At 45.2% G+C, this 20,982-nt stretch carries 17 protein-coding genes; 6 read left to right on the top strand and 11 right to left on the bottom strand.

The features are described from left to right. Positions 1 to 25 precede the first annotated feature (25 nt). The 8 genes from gbpA to hutC all read right to left on the bottom strand — a co-directional run bounded on the left by gbpA (position 26) and on the right by hutC (position 10,440). The gene (gbpA, locus tag OH456_RS01205; RefSeq protein WP_006069139.1) at positions 26 to 1,477 is read right to left on the bottom strand and encodes an N-acetylglucosamine-binding protein GbpA; all 1,452 of its coding nucleotides are present in this window, start codon (positions 1,475 to 1,477) and stop codon (positions 26 to 28) included. A 328-nt stretch (positions 1,478 to 1,805) separates the two neighbouring features. Further along, on the bottom strand, positions 1,806 to 3,005 hold the full coding sequence (gene trpB, locus OH456_RS01200; protein WP_240206436.1) for a tryptophan synthase subunit beta: 1,200 nt from the start codon (positions 3,003 to 3,005) through the stop codon (positions 1,806 to 1,808). A 207-nt stretch (positions 3,006 to 3,212) separates the two neighbouring features. Further along, positions 3,213 to 4,745: a histidine ammonia-lyase gene (gene hutH / locus OH456_RS01195; RefSeq protein WP_038226375.1), complete on the bottom strand. Its 1,533-nt coding sequence runs from the start codon at positions 4,743 to 4,745 to the stop codon at positions 3,213 to 3,215. 10 nt (positions 4,746 to 4,755) lie between these two features. Continuing rightward, positions 4,756 to 6,447 (bottom strand): urocanate hydratase, encoded by a 1,692-nt coding sequence (gene hutU / locus OH456_RS01190; RefSeq protein WP_124941830.1) that lies wholly within the window; start codon positions 6,445 to 6,447, stop codon positions 4,756 to 4,758. 94 nt (positions 6,448 to 6,541) lie between these two features. Further along, positions 6,542 to 7,537, bottom strand: coding sequence for a formimidoylglutamase (hutG, locus tag OH456_RS01185; protein ID WP_124941831.1), 996 nt, complete (start codon positions 7,535 to 7,537; stop codon positions 6,542 to 6,544). Continuing rightward, the gene (hutI, locus tag OH456_RS01180) at positions 7,527 to 8,759 is read right to left on the bottom strand and encodes an imidazolonepropionase (RefSeq protein ID WP_124941832.1); all 1,233 of its coding nucleotides are present in this window, start codon (positions 8,757 to 8,759) and stop codon (positions 7,527 to 7,529) included. Before hutI ends, hutG begins: the two co-directional genes overlap by 11 nt. Positions 8,760 to 9,024: 265 nt before the next feature. Further along, complete coding sequence (locus OH456_RS01175; protein WP_124941833.1) at positions 9,025 to 9,567, bottom strand: porin family protein; 543 nt, start codon at positions 9,565 to 9,567, stop codon at positions 9,025 to 9,027. A 162-nt stretch (positions 9,568 to 9,729) separates the two neighbouring features. Beyond that, positions 9,730 to 10,440 (bottom strand): histidine utilization repressor, encoded by a 711-nt coding sequence (hutC, locus tag OH456_RS01170; protein WP_124941834.1) that lies wholly within the window; start codon positions 10,438 to 10,440, stop codon positions 9,730 to 9,732. A 242-nt stretch (positions 10,441 to 10,682) separates the two neighbouring features. Here hutC and OH456_RS01165 point away from each other — a divergent pair, with 242 nt between their 5' ends. After that, positions 10,683 to 11,297, top strand: a complete 615-nt coding sequence (locus OH456_RS01165; protein ID WP_006069131.1) for a fumarylacetoacetate hydrolase family protein — start codon at positions 10,683 to 10,685, stop codon at positions 11,295 to 11,297. A gap of 87 nt (positions 11,298 to 11,384) precedes the next feature. On the opposite strand, the gene OH456_RS01160 is transcribed toward OH456_RS01165, so the two are convergent. Beyond that, positions 11,385 to 11,690, bottom strand: a complete 306-nt coding sequence (locus OH456_RS01160) for a DUF1330 domain-containing protein (protein WP_124941835.1) — start codon at positions 11,688 to 11,690, stop codon at positions 11,385 to 11,387. Between the two features lie 288 nt (positions 11,691 to 11,978). On the opposite strand from OH456_RS01160, the gene OH456_RS01155 reads away from it, so the two are divergent. Continuing rightward, positions 11,979 to 12,881: a LysR family transcriptional regulator gene (locus tag OH456_RS01155; RefSeq protein ID WP_124941836.1), complete on the top strand. Its 903-nt coding sequence runs from the start codon at positions 11,979 to 11,981 to the stop codon at positions 12,879 to 12,881. Positions 12,882 to 12,923: 42 nt separating this feature from the next. On the opposite strand, the gene OH456_RS01150 is transcribed toward OH456_RS01155, so the two are convergent. Continuing rightward, positions 12,924 to 13,796, bottom strand: coding sequence for a radical SAM protein (locus tag OH456_RS01150; RefSeq protein ID WP_124941837.1), 873 nt, complete (start codon positions 13,794 to 13,796; stop codon positions 12,924 to 12,926). A gap of 225 nt (positions 13,797 to 14,021) precedes the next feature. After that, positions 14,022 to 16,103 carry a DUF4962 domain-containing protein gene (locus OH456_RS01145; RefSeq protein ID WP_124941838.1) on the bottom strand — a complete coding sequence of 694 codons (2,082 nt, stop codon included), beginning with the start codon at positions 16,101 to 16,103 and terminating at the stop codon, positions 14,022 to 14,024. A 562-nt stretch (positions 16,104 to 16,665) separates the two neighbouring features. Between OH456_RS01145 and coxB the strand changes: the two genes are divergently transcribed. From coxB to OH456_RS01125, 4 genes are read left to right on the top strand one after another with little or no spacing between them, the layout of a single operon-like run. After that, positions 16,666 to 17,838 (top strand): cytochrome c oxidase subunit II, encoded by a 1,173-nt coding sequence (gene coxB, locus OH456_RS01140; RefSeq protein WP_038221542.1) that lies wholly within the window; start codon positions 16,666 to 16,668, stop codon positions 17,836 to 17,838. Between the two features lie 14 nt (positions 17,839 to 17,852). Next, positions 17,853 to 19,481, top strand: coding sequence for a cytochrome c oxidase subunit I (gene ctaD, locus OH456_RS01135; protein WP_373455203.1), 1,629 nt, complete (start codon positions 17,853 to 17,855; stop codon positions 19,479 to 19,481). Positions 19,482 to 19,492: 11 nt separating this feature from the next. Beyond that, positions 19,493 to 20,101: a cytochrome c oxidase assembly protein gene (locus OH456_RS01130; RefSeq protein ID WP_006069123.1), complete on the top strand. Its 609-nt coding sequence runs from the start codon at positions 19,493 to 19,495 to the stop codon at positions 20,099 to 20,101. Beyond that, positions 20,094 to 20,975 (top strand): cytochrome c oxidase subunit 3, encoded by an 882-nt coding sequence (locus tag OH456_RS01125; protein WP_236110121.1) that lies wholly within the window; start codon positions 20,094 to 20,096, stop codon positions 20,973 to 20,975. Before OH456_RS01130 ends, OH456_RS01125 begins: the two co-directional genes overlap by 8 nt. Positions 20,976 to 20,982 lie beyond the last annotated feature (7 nt).

The raw sequence follows: 20,982 nt of genomic DNA, 5'->3' as shown, positions 1-20,982 counted from the left end.
GGAAGGTGCTACCTTAGAGGTAAAATTAATTCAGTTTGTTCCAAGCCGATGTCCAGTGGCTACCGACGCCGGGTTCAAACTGCGTTGCTGTTGGTGACCATTGCACACAGTAACCGGAGTTCGGGAATGGTTTGCACTGATAAATGTGACCATCTTTAGCGAGGACTTTAGTGCCTTCTGTGTACTGTGACAGACCATCAGGGAAAACGAAGTCATAGTCGCCGGGGATGGTTTGTTCTACCAGCATAAAGTCCTGCGTTGTTTGGTCGACAAGATTGCCTTTATCGTCTCTTACGCGTGTCACTAACATATGGTGGCCAGCTTCAGATTTAGACAGTATGAGGGTTACATTCTGGTTTTCACCATCCGCTAAGCTAAGTTCCTGACTCGCTAAAGATTCTTGTGCGTGGTTGTAAACATTCATGCTCACGTCCACGTTACCTGTAGCCGCGACATTCAGTGTCAGTTCAACTGGTGTTTCACCGATTTGATACTCTGGCTCCAGTCCCGTTACGTCTGCACCAATTGAAGGTGGAGGTGTCACAATATCATAGCCAATTTCAACGCGATCTAAGCCGCTATTATCTGCCACATACACGGTGTTGCTACCATAAACTGGTGAGATATTGCCGTTACTATCTTGCTGTCCAGCTTTGATATCAGTGTGCTCATGATTAATTTGTGTCGCGAGAGCGTGAGACCACTGATTTGCCTGTCCTTGTTGCTCTGAAGTAATGGTAATACTTGTAGAAAGGTTTGGTAGCTCACCGTTAGAATCAAAGACGCGAGTGAAAACGGAGTCGCCAACCTTCAAATCCATCGTTGGATTGATTGTACCTGCTTGAGACCAGCCAGGGATGCCAGGATTATCACCATTAAACTGTACGTCAATAACATTATAGAAAGCAGCGGCAGTATCACCCACATCCCACACCGCTAGTACGATTTGATAGCCTTCCCGTTCAGGGACATTACACTGGTGGCTCATTAATTTTGGTGGCTTTTGCATATTGCCTTCTACCACACAAAATGGATTCAGATCGAATGAATCTCTCGTCAAGGCTTGGTTCGGATTCCAGTTCGGCTTGGTAATGTAATACTTCCAATCTTTAGTGACGTGATTGGCTGTAAATGTCCACTCAAAAGTCTGCATACCTGATTGAATAGGGCGCTTTACCCAACGGTCAGACGTCTGCTCGTTAAGAGGAGAAAACTGTGTTAGGCCTGCACTCGCGATTTGGCCGTCAGGAGGGCCAGCTTGAGGAAAGCCCTCAGGACCTTCAACACTTTGGGGTTCCCACTGGACGGAGCCACAATTTACGTTCTTTTCTCCAGTGTCGGCTGGATACTTACATAACGTTGCACGAGCTTCTGCAACACCGCTTTCAACCGCTGAAACGTATCCGTGGCTGTATGCTAACGGGCTAGCAACTAAACCAAGTGCCGCCATTGAAAGCAAGACTCTTGTCTGTTTCATACCAATACCTTCTCTTAATCAGTTTCTAATGCGTATTAACACGCAAGTGGAAGTCTTTATTCTTATGGTCACTCGCATCCGGCAAGTGATAGAAAGTAATTTAGAGTGGAAAAATAAGTGTGGCGAATGGTTTGCTTTATTTATGGAATCAAACTCAATAAATCGGCGAGGTTGGCATTAAAATGACATATTCTAGATGATTATTCTAAAATACTGGTCTAGCGTTGGTTTTAATGTTGATTTTATCAATGAGTGAGAATGTTAATTCTGCCTGATAAGCGACTCAATCAGGCAGAACTCTTTAAGGTATGTTGTGGTCTTTTACGGCCTACAGCAGCGATTCAATACCGAAGTCTTGCCCATAATGCTCAACAACAAAATCGATATCTTTGTCGCCTCTACCAGATAAGTTGAGAAGAATAGACCCCTTTTCTCCCTCTTTTGCCAATTTCAGCGCGTAAGCAACGGCGTGAGCCGACTCAATGGCTGGAATAATGCCTTCCAAACGAGATAGCTCGAAAAAAGCATCAATGGCTTCTTTATCATTAATATGGCCGTAACTCACTCGGCCAGTATCTTTGAGGTAGGCGTGTTGAGGCCCTACCGATGGATAGTCGAGACCACTTGCCACTGAGTATACTTCTTGAGGCTCGCCTTCTCCGTCTTTTAGCATGTATGATTTGAACCCGTGCATAACGCCAGGCTCACCAAGTGTTAGCGTCGCAGCATGTTCACCTTCGGTATGCAAATCGCGCCCTGATGGTTCGACCCCGTGGATTTTAACCTCTTCATCATTCAAAAACGCGCTAAACAGACCCATTGCATTAGAGCCTCCACCAACACATGCTACGAGATTATTGGGCAGTTCACCTGTCATTTCTTGGAACTGAACGCGGGCTTCGTTACCGATAATCGATTGGAAGTCTCGCACCATTGCAGGGAATGGATGGGGACCGACAACCGATCCAATGGCGTATAACTGAGTGTGCGGGTCCGCTAAGTAGGCTTCAAATGCAGCATCTACCGCTTCCTTCAACGTTTTTCTACCGTGAGTGGCAGGAATCACATTAGCACCTAGAATTCGCATTCTTACTACATTTGGGTGCTCTTTTGCGATATCGACTTCACCCATATAGATATCACACTCTAGACCTACTAAAGCCGCCGCTGTGGCAAGGGCAACGCCGTGCTGACCCGCTCCAGTTTCCGCGATGAGCTTTTTCTTACCAAGCTTTTTAGCAAGCAGCGCTTCGCCCAAGCAGTGATTAATTTTGTGTGCGCCGGTGTGGTTTAAATCTTCCCGTTTGAGATAAATAGGTGCGCCGTATTTATCAGAAAGATTTTGAGCGTGGAAGATTGGACTAGGGCGACCTACAAAGTGTTTATATAGGCGTGCAAGCTCGGCTCTGAAATCTGGATCTTGGCGGCATGAGTCGTAAGCTGCGCTGATTTCATCCATGATTTCTTGTAGCTGAGGAGGGATAAAACTACCGCCGTATTCGCCAAAATAGCCCTCATCGTTGGGCATAGGGTGGTTAAACGTATTTTCCATGTCTTTTGTGCCTCGTTGTTCTTTTATTAAGCACATTTGTTATAACGCAATTTGATGCATGTACACATAGGCTCATTTTAAACTTGTGACTGCCAACATGTCGTCCGGTTATTTAATTGGTAAATATTTGCGTACAACAAAAAAGAGCCAGCAGTATGCTAGCTCTTTTTTAAATCTATAAAATCAGAGGCTTGGAAGTATATTCTCAGGCATCAGTGCGTTATGTAGTGCGAGCTTGATAATCTCATTTGCCTTAGCGATATCCGGGGCGAAGTAGCGGTCCTTATCGTAGAACGGCACCGCTTCACGCAGGATTTGTTTACCTTGCTCTACTCGTGGCGAGGACTTCAGTGGTGCTCTGAAGTCCAACCCTTGAGCTGCCGCTAGATATTCCACGGCCAAGATACCGCGCGTATTTTCTGACATATCTTTTAAGCGACGAGCTGCAAAGGTTGCCATAGAAACGTGGTCTTCTTGGTTAGCCGAAGTTGGCAAGCTATCAACTGAGGCTGGGTGAGCAAGGGTTTTATTTTCACTTGCTAACGCTGCTGAAGTTACTTGCGCAATCATAAAGCCTGAGTTAACACCGCCGTTGTCGACGAGGAAAGGCGGTAACTTACTCAGGGCACTATCAATGAGCAATGCCATTCGGCGCTCTGAAAGACTGCCAATTTCTGCGATCGCTAGCGCTAAGCCATCTGCCGCCATTGCGACAGGTTCAGCATGGAAGTTACCGCCGGAAATAATATCGCCGTCATCAGCAAACACTAATGGGTTGTCAGAAACAGAGTTGGCTTCCACTTGAAGTGATTCTGCGGCGTTACGAATTTGTTGTAGACATGCCCCCATCACCTGAGGTTGACAACGCAGCGAATACGGGTCTTGTACCTTCTCGCATGCTTGGTGAGAATCACCCACTTCACTACTGCCTTCCAATAGGTGGCGATAGGCTAGAGCTGCATCCATTTGTGCGCGATGTCCCCTTACTCGATGAATGCGCGGGTCAAATGGACGGCGACTACCCAGTGCGGCTTCGACCGACATTGCGCCACATAGCGTTGCTGATGCAAACAGATCTTCCGCTAAGAACAGACCTTCTAAAGCAAACGCTGTCGAGGCTTGCGTGCCGTTTAGTAGTGCTAGCCCTTCTTTTGGTGCTAGCGTGATTGGTTCAAGCCCAGCAATTTGCAAAGCCTCTAGACCACTAATGATTTTCCCGTTATGTCTCGCTTCACCTTCACCGAGTAAGATTGTGCTCATGTGAGCAAGTGGGGCTAAGTCACCTGATGCGCCCACAGAGCCTTTTTGTGGAACGCATGGGTAAACTTGGGAGTTAACCAGTTCAATCAAGGCTTGAATCACTTTAAGTCGAATACCTGAATAGCCGCGTGCAAGACTGTTAATCTTTAGCACCATCATCAGACGAACGGTTTCATCACTCATTAGCTCACCAATACCGGCGGCGTGTGACAATACGATACTCTTTTGCAGGATCTCGAGATCTTCTGGCTCAATGCGTGTATTAGCTAACAATCCAAAGCCAGTATTGATGCCGTAGACCGTACGATCTTCGGCGATAACTTGCTCTACAATTCGAGTGCTTGCATCAATGTCTTCAACCGCTGAAGGATGCAAAGATAAGCTCACAGGAGAACGGCTGAGTTGGCGTAGTTGCGCTAACGTTAGCTGACCTGGCTCAAGAACTAATTTCAACATGGTGTGCTCCTTAAGCTCGATTATCATCATTTTGATTCAGCATTGGCAGGTCTAGGCCCTGTTCTTTGGCACATTGTTTAGCTATGTCGTACCCAGCATCGGCATGGCGCATTACGCCAGTTGCAGGGTCATTGTGTAAAACGCGTGCAATACGTCGAGCAGCATCATCGCTACCATCACAGCAAATGACCATTCCACTGTGTTGTGAGAAGCCCATTCCTACACCGCCGCCGTGGTGCAGAGAGACCCAAGTAGCACCACCTGAGGTGTTGAGTAAGGCGTTCAATAATGGCCAATCGGACACCGCATCTGAGCCGTCCATCATACCTTCGGTTTCGCGGTTCGGGCTGGCTACTGAACCTGAATCAAGATGATCACGACCAATAACCACAGGTGCTTTTAGTTCGCCATTCTTAACCATTTCATTGAAAGCCTGACCCAAACGCTCACGATCTTTCAGGCCTACCCAGCAGATACGAGCAGGTAAACCTTGGAACTGAATACGCTCACGCGCCATATCGAGCCAGTTATGCAGATGCGGATTATCAGGAATCAGCTCTTTGACTTTTTGGTCTGTTTTATAGATGTCTTCCGGATCACCAGAGAGTGCAGCCCAACGGAAAGGTCCTATACCTTCACAGAAAAGTGGACGGATATACGCAGGAACAAAACCTGGGAAATCAAACGCGTTGTCTACCCCTTCTTCCAACGCCATTTGACGAATGTTATTACCGTAGTCAGTTGCTACTGAGCCGCGTTGTTGCATAGTTAGAATGGCTTCAACTTGCACTGCCATCGAGGCTTTGGCCGCTTTCACCACGCCCGTTGGATCGCTTTCACGTTGCTGTTTAGCGTGTTCCATGGTCCAGCCTTGCGGTAAGTAACCGTTAAGAGGATCGTGTGCTGAGGTTTGATCGGTGACAACATCTGGCGTGATGTTTTTCTCTACCAATTCTGCATAGATATCAGCGGCATTTCCTAGTAGACCAACTGAGATTGGTTTGTCGCTATTCTTAATGATGGACAATGCTTCATCGAGGCTATGCGCTTTAGTATCGACATAACGAGTATTTAGACGATAATCGATACGAGATTCGTCACACTCTACAGCAATCATTGAAAAGCCAGCCATAGTCGCCGCGAGTGGTTGAGCGCCCCCCATACCGCCAAGGCCACCTGTTAGAATCCACTTGCCATTGGCATCGCCATTAAAATGTTGCTTGGCAATCGCCACAAAGGTTTCATACGTGCCTTGAACGATGCCTTGAGAACCAATGTAAATCCACGAACCTGCCGTCATTTGGCCGTACATCATTAGGCCCTGCTTATCCAGCTCGTTAAAGTGCTCCCAATTGGCCCAATGTGGGACAAGGTTGGAATTGGCAATTAATACGCGTGGGGCGTCTTTATGTGTAGGGAAAACGCCGACGGGTTTGCCGGATTGAACTAAGAGTGTTTGATCATCTTCAAGACGTTTTAGGACTTCGACGATTTTGTCGTAACACTCCCAATTACGGGCCGCTCGGCCGATACCGCCGTAAACCACTAATGATTGAGGATGCTCAGCAACTTCGTCATCAAGATTGTTCATCAGCATGCGCAGTGGTGCTTCTGTCAGCCATGATTTGGCATTTAGCTCAGTACCATGTGGTGCCTTGATTTTGCGAGTCACATCTAGACGAGCATTATTACTATCAGTCATCTTGTTTTCCTTTTGAATGGTGGACGCCAAGTTGGTTCGTTATGCGGCGTCGCACTGTGTTTCACGTAATTGGTTGTTAATTGTTATCTATTGTCTATTTTTGCTGCTTGGACATTGCCGTCAGCATTTGCCAACAGAGCCTAGCGGCGAGTTTGGCGGTGCGATTGTCAATGTCATAAGTAGGGTTATATTCAGCAATATCCGCCATCAGCAACTTATTGTTGTGCTGTAATATCGCGTCAAAAAATGGATAGAAGTGTTCAATGGATAAACCAATCGCACCGGGAGCACTGACTCCCGGAGCAAGCGCTGCATTGAACACATCTAGATCGATTGTGAGATAGAGGTAGTCGACGCTGGCAATAAACTGTTCAAGTTCCTCAAGCATTGGTGTGTGGGGGGTAAGCAGTAGCTCTGTGTCTTCGATATAGCGAACATTCAAGCGCTGCGCTTTATCAAATAAGGCTTGTGTATTGGAAGTTGAACTGATGCCGATACAAAGGTATTCGAAAGCGAGTTGCTCTGATTGGCAGTGGTCAGCAATTTGCGAGAATGGTGTTCCAGAGCTCGGCTTTAAGGGCATGGTTTCAGATTGATACTCTCGAAGATCGAAATGAGCGTCGAAATTGATGATACCGATTCTGGGATTGGGTTCGCTTTGGCGTAGGTAGTTTGATAGCCCTAAGAAAGATGGCCAAGCGATTTCATGTCCACCGCCGAGCACGACGACAGGTCCATGCGAGAGGGCATTGGTAATGATTTCGGCTGTTGTACTTTGATTTTGTTCCAACGATGTGTTGTGTGAGCCGGAATTGCCTAGGTCTAAAATCTTAGCTTCAGAGTGCCAAGCCAAATTACTTAAGGCACCTCGGATCGCATTAGGTGCCGTTTTAGCGCCAACTCTGCCTTTGTTTCGGGACACGCCCTCATCGGTTTCAAAACCTAGAAGTTGAGCACCACAAGTGTCTGACGTTAGCTCATGAATCTGTGTAATGACGTGATGAACTCTGAGACGCATCTTGCCATCTTCGAGGTCGTCACGGCCAGACCAAGTAAAACTGTGCTGAGTATTGATTGCTTTAGGCGACATGTTCGATACTCCCAGCAAAGATACGTTGTTTAAGTCCTTTCAATCCATACTGATAGCTAAGCTCGCTCGGATGGTCGATATCCCAAATGGCTAAATTGGCTTTAAATCCTTTGCGGATTTGTCCTATGGTGTCTTTCTGACCAATTGCTGCCGCAGCATGGCATGTCACACCACGAAGCGCTTCTTCTGGCGTTAGACGGAATAAGGTACAAGCCATATTCATCATTAACTGTAAGTCTGCAAATGGAGAGGTTCCGGGATTAATGTCGCTACCGATTGCCATTGGCACGTTGAACTCACGCAGCCATTCAATGGGTGGCAGCTGTGTTTCTCTTAAGAAGTAAAATGCCCCGGGCAAAAGTGTTGCTACGGTCCCTGAAGTGGCAAGAGCTTCTACGCCCGCTTGGTCCAGATACTCGATATGGTCGACCGACTGCGCTTTGTATTGAGCGGCAAGTACACTGCCGCCAAGATTACTGAGCTGCTCGGTGTGCCCTTTGACAGCAAGACCATGCGCTTTAGCTGCGGCAAAAACACGTTCAGTTTGCTCTAGAGTAAATCCTATGGATTCACAAAACACGTCTACAGAATCTGCCAAGTTGTGTTTTGCGATGTGAGGGATGATGTCGTTTACCACGTAGTTTATGTAGTCGTCCGCTCTATCCTGATATTCAGGGGGGACAGTATGTGCTGCGAGTAACGTCGTGGTAATACTGACGCGTCTATGGTTTTCTAACGACTTGGCGGCCACCAACATCTTCGCTTCATCTTCTAGCGTCAATCCGTAACCTGACTTCACTTCGATAGTTGTACAGCCACTTTTGATCAAACTGTCCAATCTTGGTAGGGCAAGTTCAATTAGCTCGTCCACAGAGGCGGCACGAGTCGATGCAACCGTACTGTTAATACCGCCACCGCGCTGAGCGATAGCTTGGTACGATTCGCCGTTTAAACGTGCTTCGAATTCTTGTGCTCGACTCCCGGCAAAAACCAAATGTGTATGAGGATCAATTAATCCGGGCGTAACAATACTGCCAGCGCAATCGAGTACTGGACAATCTGACCACTCTTTTGGCGTATTGCCGTAGAGTGTGGATAGGTCTTCACCTATAGCGACGATTAACCCACTACGAATAAGAAGGTAACAAGGCTCCGTAGGAGTGTATCCAGTTGAACCTTCTTCCATAGTAACAAGTCGGGCATTTTTAAGAATTAAGTGCATGTTTAATCCAAAGCTTTATTGTATATACAAATATTTAGTCGAATATATACAATTGATCAATAGTGCATCGTACAAAATGTGATCTAAGCATCTAAGATTTGAGGTTTTAGTAGATGATTAAATAGAAGGATCAGGTTAGGTGATTTTAAACCTTAACGGCGGTAACTCTGTGGCTTAACTGACTGATATACATGTTCTTAAACAGAAGTAGGCCACTATACGGTGACCTACTAAAGTGAGTACAATTTGCCAGATATAGGGAAGATTAGAAGTTAAACTTCACTCCAAGGTTGGCAGACTTGGTATTGTAGACGGCAATGTTGTGAATTTCGTAGCTAGCTTGAATCGCAAAGTGTTCCGTGATGTCGTAGCCAAGACCGAGTCCGTATACGGATGCAGTGTCGGAGACTGATGAACCGTTGACCGAAACGTTAGTTTCAACTTCAGAATTAATTTTGTGGAAACCTAGTTTTGCTAGCGCGTAAAAACGATCGCCCATATAAAGTTTTGGGATGACATTGATTCCGTATGAGGTCATCGACAAGGTGTAATAATCGTTGAGGAAAGACTCTTTGGTTGAACCAAGATTCTTATATTCTAGCTCTGTACCAAGTACAAAAAAGCTACCCAAAGCAAAATCATAGCCGCCATTCGCTGAGAAGCCATTTGTCACTTCGTTACTGCTTACAAACGCTGCGTCGTAACTCATTTTTGAATAAGAGGCACCAACGTAGAAGCCTTCGTTGGCTAAAGGTGCCGTAGAAAAAGCGGCGATGGCTAAAGAAAGTGCTAAGACTGTTTTTTTCATTCTGATTTCTCACTGGTTTGTGTGGTTATTATGCGAGAAATCCTAACATTGGAACTTAGGTATTGGGGTAAGCCAACGTAAGCTAACTCGTTGTATTATAGTTAGTTAGCTTACAAATTAGTGAGTTGTTTAGTTTGTTTAATTCGAGAGTACTACACGTGACTAAAGGGTGACTTTCGAGCTCAGCTGATAGCGGCTACCGGGATGGTAGAGCAGGGCTGTACTGATAAGGCGGTCGTCACTCCAAGTTCTTCTGTGGAGCAATAAACAAGGCTCCTTTGTCGTCATTTTGAGTCTCTGACCTATTTCATCATTACAAATAATGGCTTCGACGGTATGTTCAACTGCAGTCATTGGGCAGTTTAGCGTCAAGTACTCGTTTGGAGTGACTTTCGAGAAATCTTGTTTGTAATAGTCAGGTGCAAACTTTGCGTTTACCCAACGACATTCCAACTGAATAGGAAGGTCGTTTTCTTTGTGTAAGATCTCACTGTAGTAAACCGAGCTCCCCAACATAACGCCTAGCTTGGTGGCGATATTCTGGTCGGCTTTGGTTGCGAGGTGTTTAATGACATCGCACGAATAAGTTTTACCGCGAGAAGCGACTTCTTTGGCGATGTTCCGTGTATCAAGTAGAGGACTCTCAGCCTTTTCACTCTGCTTTTTTACGAACGTACCAAGCCTTGGTCGTCGCTCTAATTTTCCTTCACCCACCAGATCCCTAATGGCTTTATTAACGGTCATTCGACTGACAGAAAACTGTTCGGTGAGCTCCATTTCGGTTGAGATACGCTGTCCAACAGGCCAGTGCCCTTGGTCTATCTTCTGTTTGATGTATTGTTTGATTTGAATATACAGGGGCTCAGCGGACATTAACGACTCGTCACTCGATAAATTGAATATACAAATGGTTGTCGAAATTGAATTAAAATGCAAGGAGTGAGATGAATTCCTATCAAATTTGTGGGCTGGGTGCGCAACTACGATAACAACTTAAACCTCGATCCTTGCCTCAACTTTGAAAAATACTCCTCTAAATCATAAGTCTGTCACTATAAATCCGTTAAAATGCACAGTTCTTAGTGTTGAATTTACCTGTCAGTCAAGGAAGGGCAATGAAAGCGGTATTTGTTGGAGATGACTCTTTTTTCCCATCGAAGATCTTGTGCGTAGGCCGTAACTACGTCGAACACATCAATGAATTAGGGAATGAGATCCCTGAAGATATGGTGGTGTTCAACAAACCAAACTCTAGTATCGCATCAGAGCTTTATTCTTACCTTGATGAGCCTCTTCATTACGAGGCAGAAATTTGCTTCCTTATCCGCAACCGACAACTCTACGCAGTGGGCTTTGGATTAGATCTTACCAAACGAAGCTTACAGTCTAAGTTGAAACAGAAGGGTCTGCCTTGGGAAAGAGCTAAAGCGTTTGATAACTCGGCCAAATTTAGCCGTTTCATTCCATTATCAGATATGGATGTCTGTGAGCTTGAGGTGGAGTTGTTTATCAACAGTATGCGAATGCAACTAGGTGGCACCAAACAAATGTTGTATAAACCAGCTGTGATTTTGCAAGAACTGGCTTCTTACACTGAATTGCAAGATGGAGATATTGTGATGACCGGGACGCCCCAAGGGGTTGGCGAGATTGTTTCTGGTGATCGTTTCTTAGGACGTGTGAAGTATCTAGGCAAACCCATTGTCGAGGTGGAATGGCTGGCGATTTAGGTTAGCAGACGGTACATTTTTATTGAACTATCAAGTTTCTTTAGCTGACATTTTGAGCCATCACTGCGAACGTGATGGCTTTTTATTTTATGTTAAGTCATCTTTGGCTTCGATAAGCGCGTGATGACTGACTGAACCTTTGGTTCGTGCGGTAAGGTGCGGAAGGTATTCCGGATCATTCATAAAGTCTTTGGCCGCCTGGTGTGAAGGCCACTCAATAATAATTCGCAGAGCAGGATCCTGTCGTTCACCTTCAAGACGCTCATGGTGATTAGTTCGGGCCAGATACTTACCTCCATATTTAGCGACAAGTTTATTTGCCGGACCAATGTAGTCAGCTACCCAATCTTGACTTGTTGGTGTCACTTCTAAAACTGAATAATACATAGACATATCGCCTTCCTTTTATTGATCATTAACTATTGAAATCACCAAACCTGATCTCGATGCAGGTCCGTTGTCCGTTGCTATTGACCTAACTTTAGAGTGATAGTTGCTTGCAAACTATGCTTGTTTTCCTGAAATACTTTATAGATAACGTTTATAATCGTCCGATATTTGCATTATTATTTAGATATTGAATGCTATTGGTGAAGTGTCATTGTTGTGTAAGTGCGTCGCTAGGTTTTAATTTACTCACTAAGTGAGTATGCCTACTGATGTTTTGAGATAAGGGAAACCATGAATGTTGAGCATCTAAAACTATTTGTTCGTCTTGCGGCAACGCACAATATTAGTCAAGCTGGCCAAGAGCTAGGCTTGTCGCCAGCCGTAGCAAGTTCCTATATCAGTAAGTTAGAGAGCGCTTTAGGTGTTAGATTGGTTCATAGAACAACCCGAAAAGTATCGCTAACCGAAGAAGGAGTAGCTTTTCTCCCGCACGCGGAAGAGGTATTGGAAAGTATAGAAATAGCCAGAGCATCGGTAGGAGCGGGGAATAGGCTACCAAGTGGTGTTCTACGAGTTTCTGCTCCGGCGTCTTTTGGACGTATGCATTTGATTCCAGCCATGCAGGCTTTTATGGATGCACATCCGGGGTTAAAAATCGATTGCCGACTCTCGGACTCTATTATCGACTTAGTTGAAGGAGGATTTGATGTTGCAATAAGGAATGCGGCCCTCAAAGATTCAACATTAGTGGCACGTAAACTTACCAGTGATACTAGAATTGTATGTGCATCTCCTAGTTACCTCATTAAACATGGCAAGCCAACTCATCCTACTGAATTGCTTGAACATGATTTTGTCTGTTTAACTGGCTTTGAAAATTGGACATTCGAGACACCAGATGGTCCGGTATCTGTGAAACCTAAAGGCGAGTTTAAAGCCGACAATGGTGAAGCAGTAAGAGACGCTTGTGTGCATGGATTAGGAATAACGGTAAGCTCTGCATGGTGTTGCTACGAGTATCTAGAGCGAGGGGAGTTGATTCCGATTCTAGAAGACTACCCTTTGATATCTGAAACCGCTATTTGGGCGGTCTACCCAAGTTCGCGCTTGCTAGCGCCAAAAGTTCGAGCGTTCATCGACTTTTTCTCGGACTATTTTGGAAGCCAGCCATATTGGGAACTTGAGAAGCGATGAAGTGGGCAGTCTAAAGTAGGCCGCCACACTAGCACGTTACCTCTACCAAGCAAACGTATGAATAATATTATCTTTTGCTAAAGGATTCGCCACGATGGCTCGATCTATATTTGCCAAAAACTGATCGCGTGAGTCAAGTAAGAAACCTTTTTGAGGTACAAGGTTATTACCGTGATCACCCCAATAGAAAGTATCGATATTGAGGTTTTCTAACAAATATCTTTCTTCTTCCAGCACTTGCAACTGAGTTGGCATAGTAAACTCGCCACGTTGCACTTCTTGCTCCATGATGGTACCCGGTTGAATCGCGAGTGCCATGGGCGCAATTTGTTCTGGACTGGTGATATTCAATAATTCAGTCGTTGCTACGATATGTTCTTTCGAACGCTCACGACCACCTAATCCAAAAATGAAAGAGAGCAGCGTCTCAATACCAGCTTCTTTCGCCCTTGCCATTCCTTCGATCGCGTGTTGTGCGGTCATACGTTTCTTGATTCGCTCCAGCACGACAGGATCTCCGGATTCCAAGCCGGAATAACACATATCCAGTCCTGCATCTTTGATCTCTTTAAGCTCTGAGACCGTCTTTCTTCTAAAGTCATTTAAGCCGCTGTACATCGAAATCTTAGAGGCTTCGGGAAACGTGTTGCGCAGTTTATCCAGTAACTTAACAAGGTACTCGGTGCGCGCTGCCATAACATTACCGTCGATTAAGAAAATAGAGTCCACATGAGGATAGATGAATCTAGCGTCGTCAACATCCTTAAAAACAGCGTCAAGATCTCGAACTTTGAAGCGTTTGTCGTCAAACATGCTACAAAAAGTGCAAGTATTAATACTGCAACCTAGAGTGGTCTGAATCAAGATGCTGCGCGCTTCGGGCCAAGGCCGATAAACTTTACCTTCATATTGCATATATGTTTCTCCAATGAACAGCACCAACAGTGCGTTCGATGCGTTGTTTATTGCAGGGCGGAGATTATCAGGTGTCTATTCTGTTGATAATTGATGGCTATAGATAATCAGTTTATAGATTATGTATATAATTTGATGTTTCGGATGAGCCAGAGTCGAAAGCTGTTAGTGATAAAAAAGCCCCTTGAAGCGTAGCTAAAAGGGGCTGTGTTCCTTTTTTACGGATTACGATAAATCAATGACTACCGTTTCGCCGTCTACAATGAGCGTTAGTTCACTACCGCAAACGCTGTATGATACCTGCACCTGTTCCCCGTTGTTCTTATTAGGGACAAGCAACGTAAGAATGTCGTGTTGTTTTGATGCAGAAAATTCTACTTCTACATGACGGTGGAGCTCGAGATCTTGGAACTCGTAAGGGTCCACATCGCCAAAGCCTTCGACGTTGGTCACTGACGTAATTTTCTCAGCGCTCTGATTGATAAAGCTCACATCTAGATGTGCTTTGTCACCGTGGATAGCAAATGACTTTTGAGCCGTCTCGGTATTAAACGTGGTATGCATTAGCCAAGTGAGATCTTTCTCTTCGCCAAAGCTCGCTTTGTCTTGGATGACAAAGAGCTTGCCTTTCACGAACCAAATCTTACGTTTGTAGGATTCGATATCTGGTGTAAAGAACTTGTAGGATTCGGTTGCATCGCCCTCTACAAATTTGACGTCAGAGTCTGTGTCATAGTCTGTGATTTGACCGCCTGCTTCGATACAGAAGCGGTCTTGGTGACCTTCAAATTTGGTGTTTTTGTTCTCTCCGTACTGCCCTTTGCCATTAAACAGGGGCAAGTTCTTAGAAAAAGTATGACGACGCCACTTCGTATGCATATCGACGCCAAAGCCACCATAGTAGCCGGTGATAGACGCTAATGTTTCACCAAAGGCATGCAGAGTAAACGCATTTTGGTCGCCGTGTGAATGGCTGATTGAACCAAATGGTGAACATTTAAAGACCATATGGATATGGTTATCACGCTCTGTCATCTTGTTGTGGAAAGCTGCCCAGCCTGTGACAGGGAACACTTTTAACAACGGATCGTTTGACGGCGCTTTTTCTTCAGGCGCATCCCAAAGAATATTAAAACGAAGATCGTCATAGCCAAAGTCCCACCAACCAAAGTTATAGAACTTCGTATGTGCTTCAGTATCACGGCCTTTCAGCTGGTTGTAATACCAAACGTATTCAGGCTTTTGATTTACTCCAGCATAATGCTTGATGTTATAGGCAAGTTTTAACCCAGGGAAGTCACCGATAGAAGATTGGTCGCAGAAGCTGGCTCGTTTCGAGTGAACTGGCATGCAATAAAGTGGGAAGTCTCCTGTGTTTTCGTAGAATGTTTTATTGAACATATCTACACCACAGTATGCTTTTAACAGATCGAATGCTTCACCTAGGAAGGCTGTTTGAGTATTCCAATAATCTGGACCTTCTGCCCAGCCACCATCTTCACCACCCCATGGCGGATAATGGACGGCATAGTATTCCAACGCATACGCAATATATTCACCAGCTTTAGGATGGTCGTGATAGAGAGCAATACACGTCGGGATAATAGCAGAAGAAATAGAACGAACGCCGTGACTGTTCAATGGATTATTTAATAGGTCAACGGTGACTTTTAGGTGATGCATAATTTCGTCTAAACGAGTCACTAATGCCTCACGTACTATTGTACGTTCTTCTTCAGTAAAGTGACCATGTAACCAGTCATAGCCCCAAGCCATTGCTGCGATGACGCGGAAGGCTGCTTCGTCGTTGTAGCCGCGAGATGTTACACCGTCTGGATCATAGGACGCGAGTTGGAGCGTCCAAGCTTTAGCTTTGCCAATAAGTTCTTTATCGTCTTTGACAATGCCTGCGATCGCTAGATTTCGTGTCGCATTGAGCGCCATCTGGCAATCAACGTACATTTGACGCCAATAAGGTCGCCAAAGAGAGGCTTTGCCAACCGTTTCTTCTGGGTAAGGCTGAGGTTCTGGGTAAGGTTCAGTATCGTAAAATTTGGCCGTCGAGTTATTCATGAAGTCATCGAACATGCAGTGAGATTCATCTTTTTTAACTCTTGATTTAAATTCGGCTAGTTCATTGGCTTGGATGAGTAGGCGAGGACGAGCCTCTGCAAGGTTATCTAGGAAGGACAGGTCAAAGTCTCGTTTCTGAACTTCAATAGGTAGTAGGTCAACCAAGTTACCAGCAGAAGTGTCGTTTTCCAGCTTCATGGCCTTGATTGCATCGAATGATTTGTCGTTACTCATACCAACTCTCTTGTATATACGAAGTATGTCTAAAGGGAATAGAAATAATATGCCATATTGTCATACAATAATAAAATACTTCTACGAGCGGTTCATGGTTTTTTACGTATTTTGTGAGCAATGACAGAATCCACGCCTTCCGTTGTTCTAGAGACATCAGTTTTCCAGTTTGTCAAAATTTAAACGGTAATCGACAAGCCACCATCACAAAAAGTGACCTTTTATTTTTATCCTTGCGAATCTCTAATTCTCTAACTAGCCTTTAGTTAACAAAAATATAACAAATTGTTTTGTGTTGTATTTTATTGATACCGGACTCAATAAGTAAGTGGTTATCATGTGTATGACTGTTTACTTGTGCAGTTTGGCTTTATTTTTGAAACTCATTTTCGAGTTGATAAAACCTAGTTGGTCTTCGTTAGACGTCGTCGAATCACAGTTAGTTGGGTTTTGATTGCGGGCTTTACCATCCTGAATTGTTTGATCACTCTTCAGACGTGCTTGGTATAAGTCATAGGGGAACCACGTTAGGACAAACGTGGCTAGGCAAAGGAGAAATCTTTTGAAGAGATTGCTGACCATTCGCTTATGGATTGGTGTGGCTGCTGCGCTAATCAGCCAACCTCTCATCGCCGAGTCGAGCGGCTATAACTTGACTAAAGGCGTTACTGATATCAGTAACCAAGTTTATGAATTGCATATGCTGATTTTCTACATCTGTTGTGCCATTGCATTTGTTGTATTCGGAGTGATGTTCTACTCCATTTTCAAACACAGAAAATCTCGCGGCGCCGTCGCCGCTAATTTCCACGAAAGCACCAAAGTTGAAATTGTCTGGACGGTTATTCCGATTATCATATTGATTGCGATGGCGATTCCCGCGACCAAAACTTTGGTGGCAATGGAAGATACGTCTCAATCCGATATCACCATCAAAATTACAGGCTCGCAGTGGAAATGGCACTACGAGTACTTTGGTGAAGATGTTAATTTCTTCTCCTTGTTGGCTACATCTCAAAAGCAAATAGATGGTATTGAAGAAAAAGGTGCTCATTACCTACTAGAAGTAGACAATCCACTCGTCGTACCCATCAATCAAAAAATCCGCTTCTTAATGACATCCGATGATGTAATTCACTCTTGGTGGGTGCCGGATTTTGCCGTCAAGAAAGACACAATCCCAGGCTTTATTAATGAGGCATGGACCAAGATTGACGAGCCAGGTGTTTATCGCGGTCAATGTGCCGAACTGTGTGGTAAAGCTCATGGGTTTATGCCGATCGTCGTTCAAGCCATGGAGCAGAGTGATTACGATGCATGGTTAGCAGGAAAGAAACAAGAAATGGCATTGGCAGCAGCGGAAGCAGCAAAATCTCTTGATGCCACACTTCCACTTGATGAACTGATGACAATTGGTGAAGAAGTGTATGCGGGTCGTTGTGCTGTCTGCCATCAAGCAAACGGTGAAGGTATCACGGGGGCTTTTCCAGCCATTGCGGGGAGTGCAGTTGCGACGACCGGAGATGTGTCGATTCACATCAGCAAAATTGTTGATGGGGTAAATGGAACAGCCATGCAGTCGTTTGCTAACCAATTGACAGACAAAGAAATAGCAGCAGTAGTGACGTACCAGCGAAATGCTTGGGGTAATGATACGGGAGATGCAGTACAAGCCTCTGATATCAATGCGTTCAAAGCGCAAGATGGGGAGCAAACCAGCTCCAAGGAGTTATGATGAAAACGGATCCTATGGAAACAGTTAAATCGTCAACAGCGACGGATGCAGAGATGAGTCGTGCGGAAAGCACGGCCGTTATTGAAGACGATCATCATGATCACGCCCCTTCAGGTTGGGCAAGATGGGTATACTCCACTAACCATAAAGATATCGGGACATTGTACCTGTGGTTTAGTTTCGCCATGTTTCTTACTGGCGGCGCGATGGCAATGGTCATTCGTGCAGAGCTATTCCAACCGGGCTTACAGCTTGTAGAGCCAAATTTCTTTAACCAGATGACCACAGTTCACGGCTTAGTGATGGTATTTGGTGCAGTAATGCCTGCATTTACTGGGTTGGCTAACTGGATGATCCCTATGATGATCGGTGCGCCAGATATGGCATTACCGCGCATGAATAACTTAAGCTTTTGGATTCTGCCGTTCGCCTTCCTGATTCTATTGTCATCTCTCTTCATGCCCGGTGGTGGTCCTGATTTTGGTTGGACATTCTATGCACCACTTTCTACAACCTATGGTCCCGATAGTACGGCATTGTTTGTTTTCTCGGTACATATCATGGGGATTAGCTCCATCATGGGGGCAATAAATGTCATTGTTACCATTTTCAATATGCGCGCCCCTGGGATGACGTTGATGAAAATGCCACTCTTTGTTTGGACTTGGTTGATTACAGCCTTCCTGCTTATTGCGGTGATGCCAGTGTTAGCGGGTGCTGTGACAATGGTGTTAACAGACAAGTATTTTGGAACCAGTTTCTTTGATGCAGCGGGTGGCGGCGACCCTGTGATGTTCCAACATATCTTCTGGTTCTTTGGCCATCCAGAAGTGTACATCATGATTTTACCTTCTTTCGGTATCGTCTCTGCAATCGTACCAGCGTTTAGTGGTAAGAAACTGTTTGGCTACCACTCTATGGTTTATGCGACGTGCAGTATCGCACTGTTGTCTTTCTTGGTTTGGGCGCACCATATGTTTACTACAGGGATGCCGGTATTCGCAGAGTTGTTCTTCATGTACTGCACTATGCTGATTGCTGTGCCAACGGGTGTGAAAGTATTTAATTGGGTAGCAACTATGTGGCGCGGTGCGTTAACGTTCGAAACGCCCATGCTGTTCGCCATCGCCTTCATTGTCTTGTTTACCATCGGTGGTTTTTCTGGGTTGATGCTAGCTATCGTGCCGGCGGACTTCCAGTATCACGATACCTATTTTGTCGTGGCTCACTTCCACTATGTATTGGTCTCTGGTGCTGTGTTCTCAATTATGGCGGCCGCTTATTACTGGCTGCCCAAATGGACAGGACATATGTACGATCACAAACTTAGCTTGTGGCATTTTTGGTGCTCGGTTATTTCGGTTAATGTGCTGTTTTTCCCGATGCACTTCTTAGGATTAGCGGGCATGCCAAGGCGTATTCCTGACTATGCAATTCAATTTGCGGATGTAAACCAGATCGTCTCAATCGGCGGTTTTGCCTTTGGTTTGTCGCAGTTGATTTTCTTATGGTTAGTAATCAAGTGCATTAAAGGTGGAGAAAAGGCCGAAGCCAAACCTTGGGACAGAGCGGAAGGGCTAGAATGGACAGTCCCAAGTCCAGCACCGCATCACACCTTTAGTACTCCACCCAAAGTGGATTAGAGAGGTGACTTATGAGCGAGCAAAACCGTAAGTCAAATAAAAAGTTAGTAACGTGGCTTAGTGTTGCTGTTATCGGCATGTTTGGGTTCGGTTTTGCTTTGGTTCCGTTGTACGACATTATGTGTGAAGCATTGGGTATCAATGGTAAAACCAATACGGTGTCTGCGGTGCAACCCGTCGGAATGAGGGCGGACATCTCGCGTACGATTCGTGTTGAGTTTATGGCACACATCAATCCTGATATGCCGTGGACCTTTAAGCCCGAAACCATCTACCTTGATGTTCATCCCGGTGAGGTGATTCAAACTGCTTATTTGGCAAAGAACAATGCGTCACAATCTTTAATCGGGCAAGCAGTGCCATCTGTATCTCCGGGCACTGGCGCTGCTTATTTTAATAAAATTGAGTGCTTTTGCTTCAACCATCAACCTCTTGATGCTAATGGCGAAGCGGAGATGCCTCTAATTTTCTATATCGAACCTGATATCCCCGAGTCAATTCACACACTGACTTTGTCGTACACACTCTACAACATCACAAGCAATGCAAGCGTGCAGGATGCCGTTGAACGCAGTAAGGGTAGCAAAAGCGCACTTAACAGGGAGTTAAGCTATGAGTAAACCTCAATCTTATTACGTTCCAGCTCAGAGTAGTTGGCCAATCGTGGGGGCAATCGCGCTGTTTTTAGTAGCGGTTGGTGCTGGGCTCACGGTTCAACATTTAGAAACTGGTGGGGCGGGTAGTGTCATTGGTAACGTTACTCTAGCGCTTGGCTTTGTCGTGTTGTTGTACATGCTGTCAGGTTGGTTTAGCAACGTTGTCAGTGAATCATTGTCAGGCTTGTATTCAGATCAGATTACGCGTTCATTTCGTCAAGGGATGAGCTGGTTCATTTTTTCTGAAGTGATGTTCTTCGGCGCTTTTTTTGGGGCGTTGTTTTATGCACGAATGATCTCCGTCCCTTGGCTTGGCGGGGCAGACAACAATGTGATGACTCACGAAGTTCTGTGGCCTAGTTTTGAAGCAATTTGGCCTTTGACGACAACGCCAGCAGGTGACACGACTGAGGCGATGCCATGGCAAGGTTTGCCATTGAAGAACACGATCATACTACTGCTTTCTTCGATTACGCTGCATATGGCGCATGTCAGTTTGGAGAAAAACAAACGAACGGCGCTTATCGTCTGGCTTGAGATTACCATCGTACTAGCGGTGTTTTTCCTCTATTACCAAGCGGTTGAATATGCGCATGCATATCAAGATATGGGACTGACCTTACAATCTGGGATATACGGCAATACCTTCTTTATGCTGACTGGATTCCATGGCCTACATGTGTGTTTAGGAACGATCTTCTTGATTGTACTCTTGTTCCGAATCGCTAAAGATCATTTTACTCCCAAAGACCATTTTGCATTTCAGGCTGGCAGTTGGTACTGGCACTTTGTTGATGTGGTTTGGTTGTGCCTCTTTGTTTTTGTTTATGTACTTTAACTCAAGT

This window comes from Vibrio sp. La 4.2.2 (assembly GCF_027586995.1).
Classification (GTDB): Bacteria; Pseudomonadota; Gammaproteobacteria; order Enterobacterales; family Vibrionaceae; genus Vibrio; species Vibrio mediterranei.
This window is presented reverse-complemented; position numbering and strand designations above follow the sequence as displayed.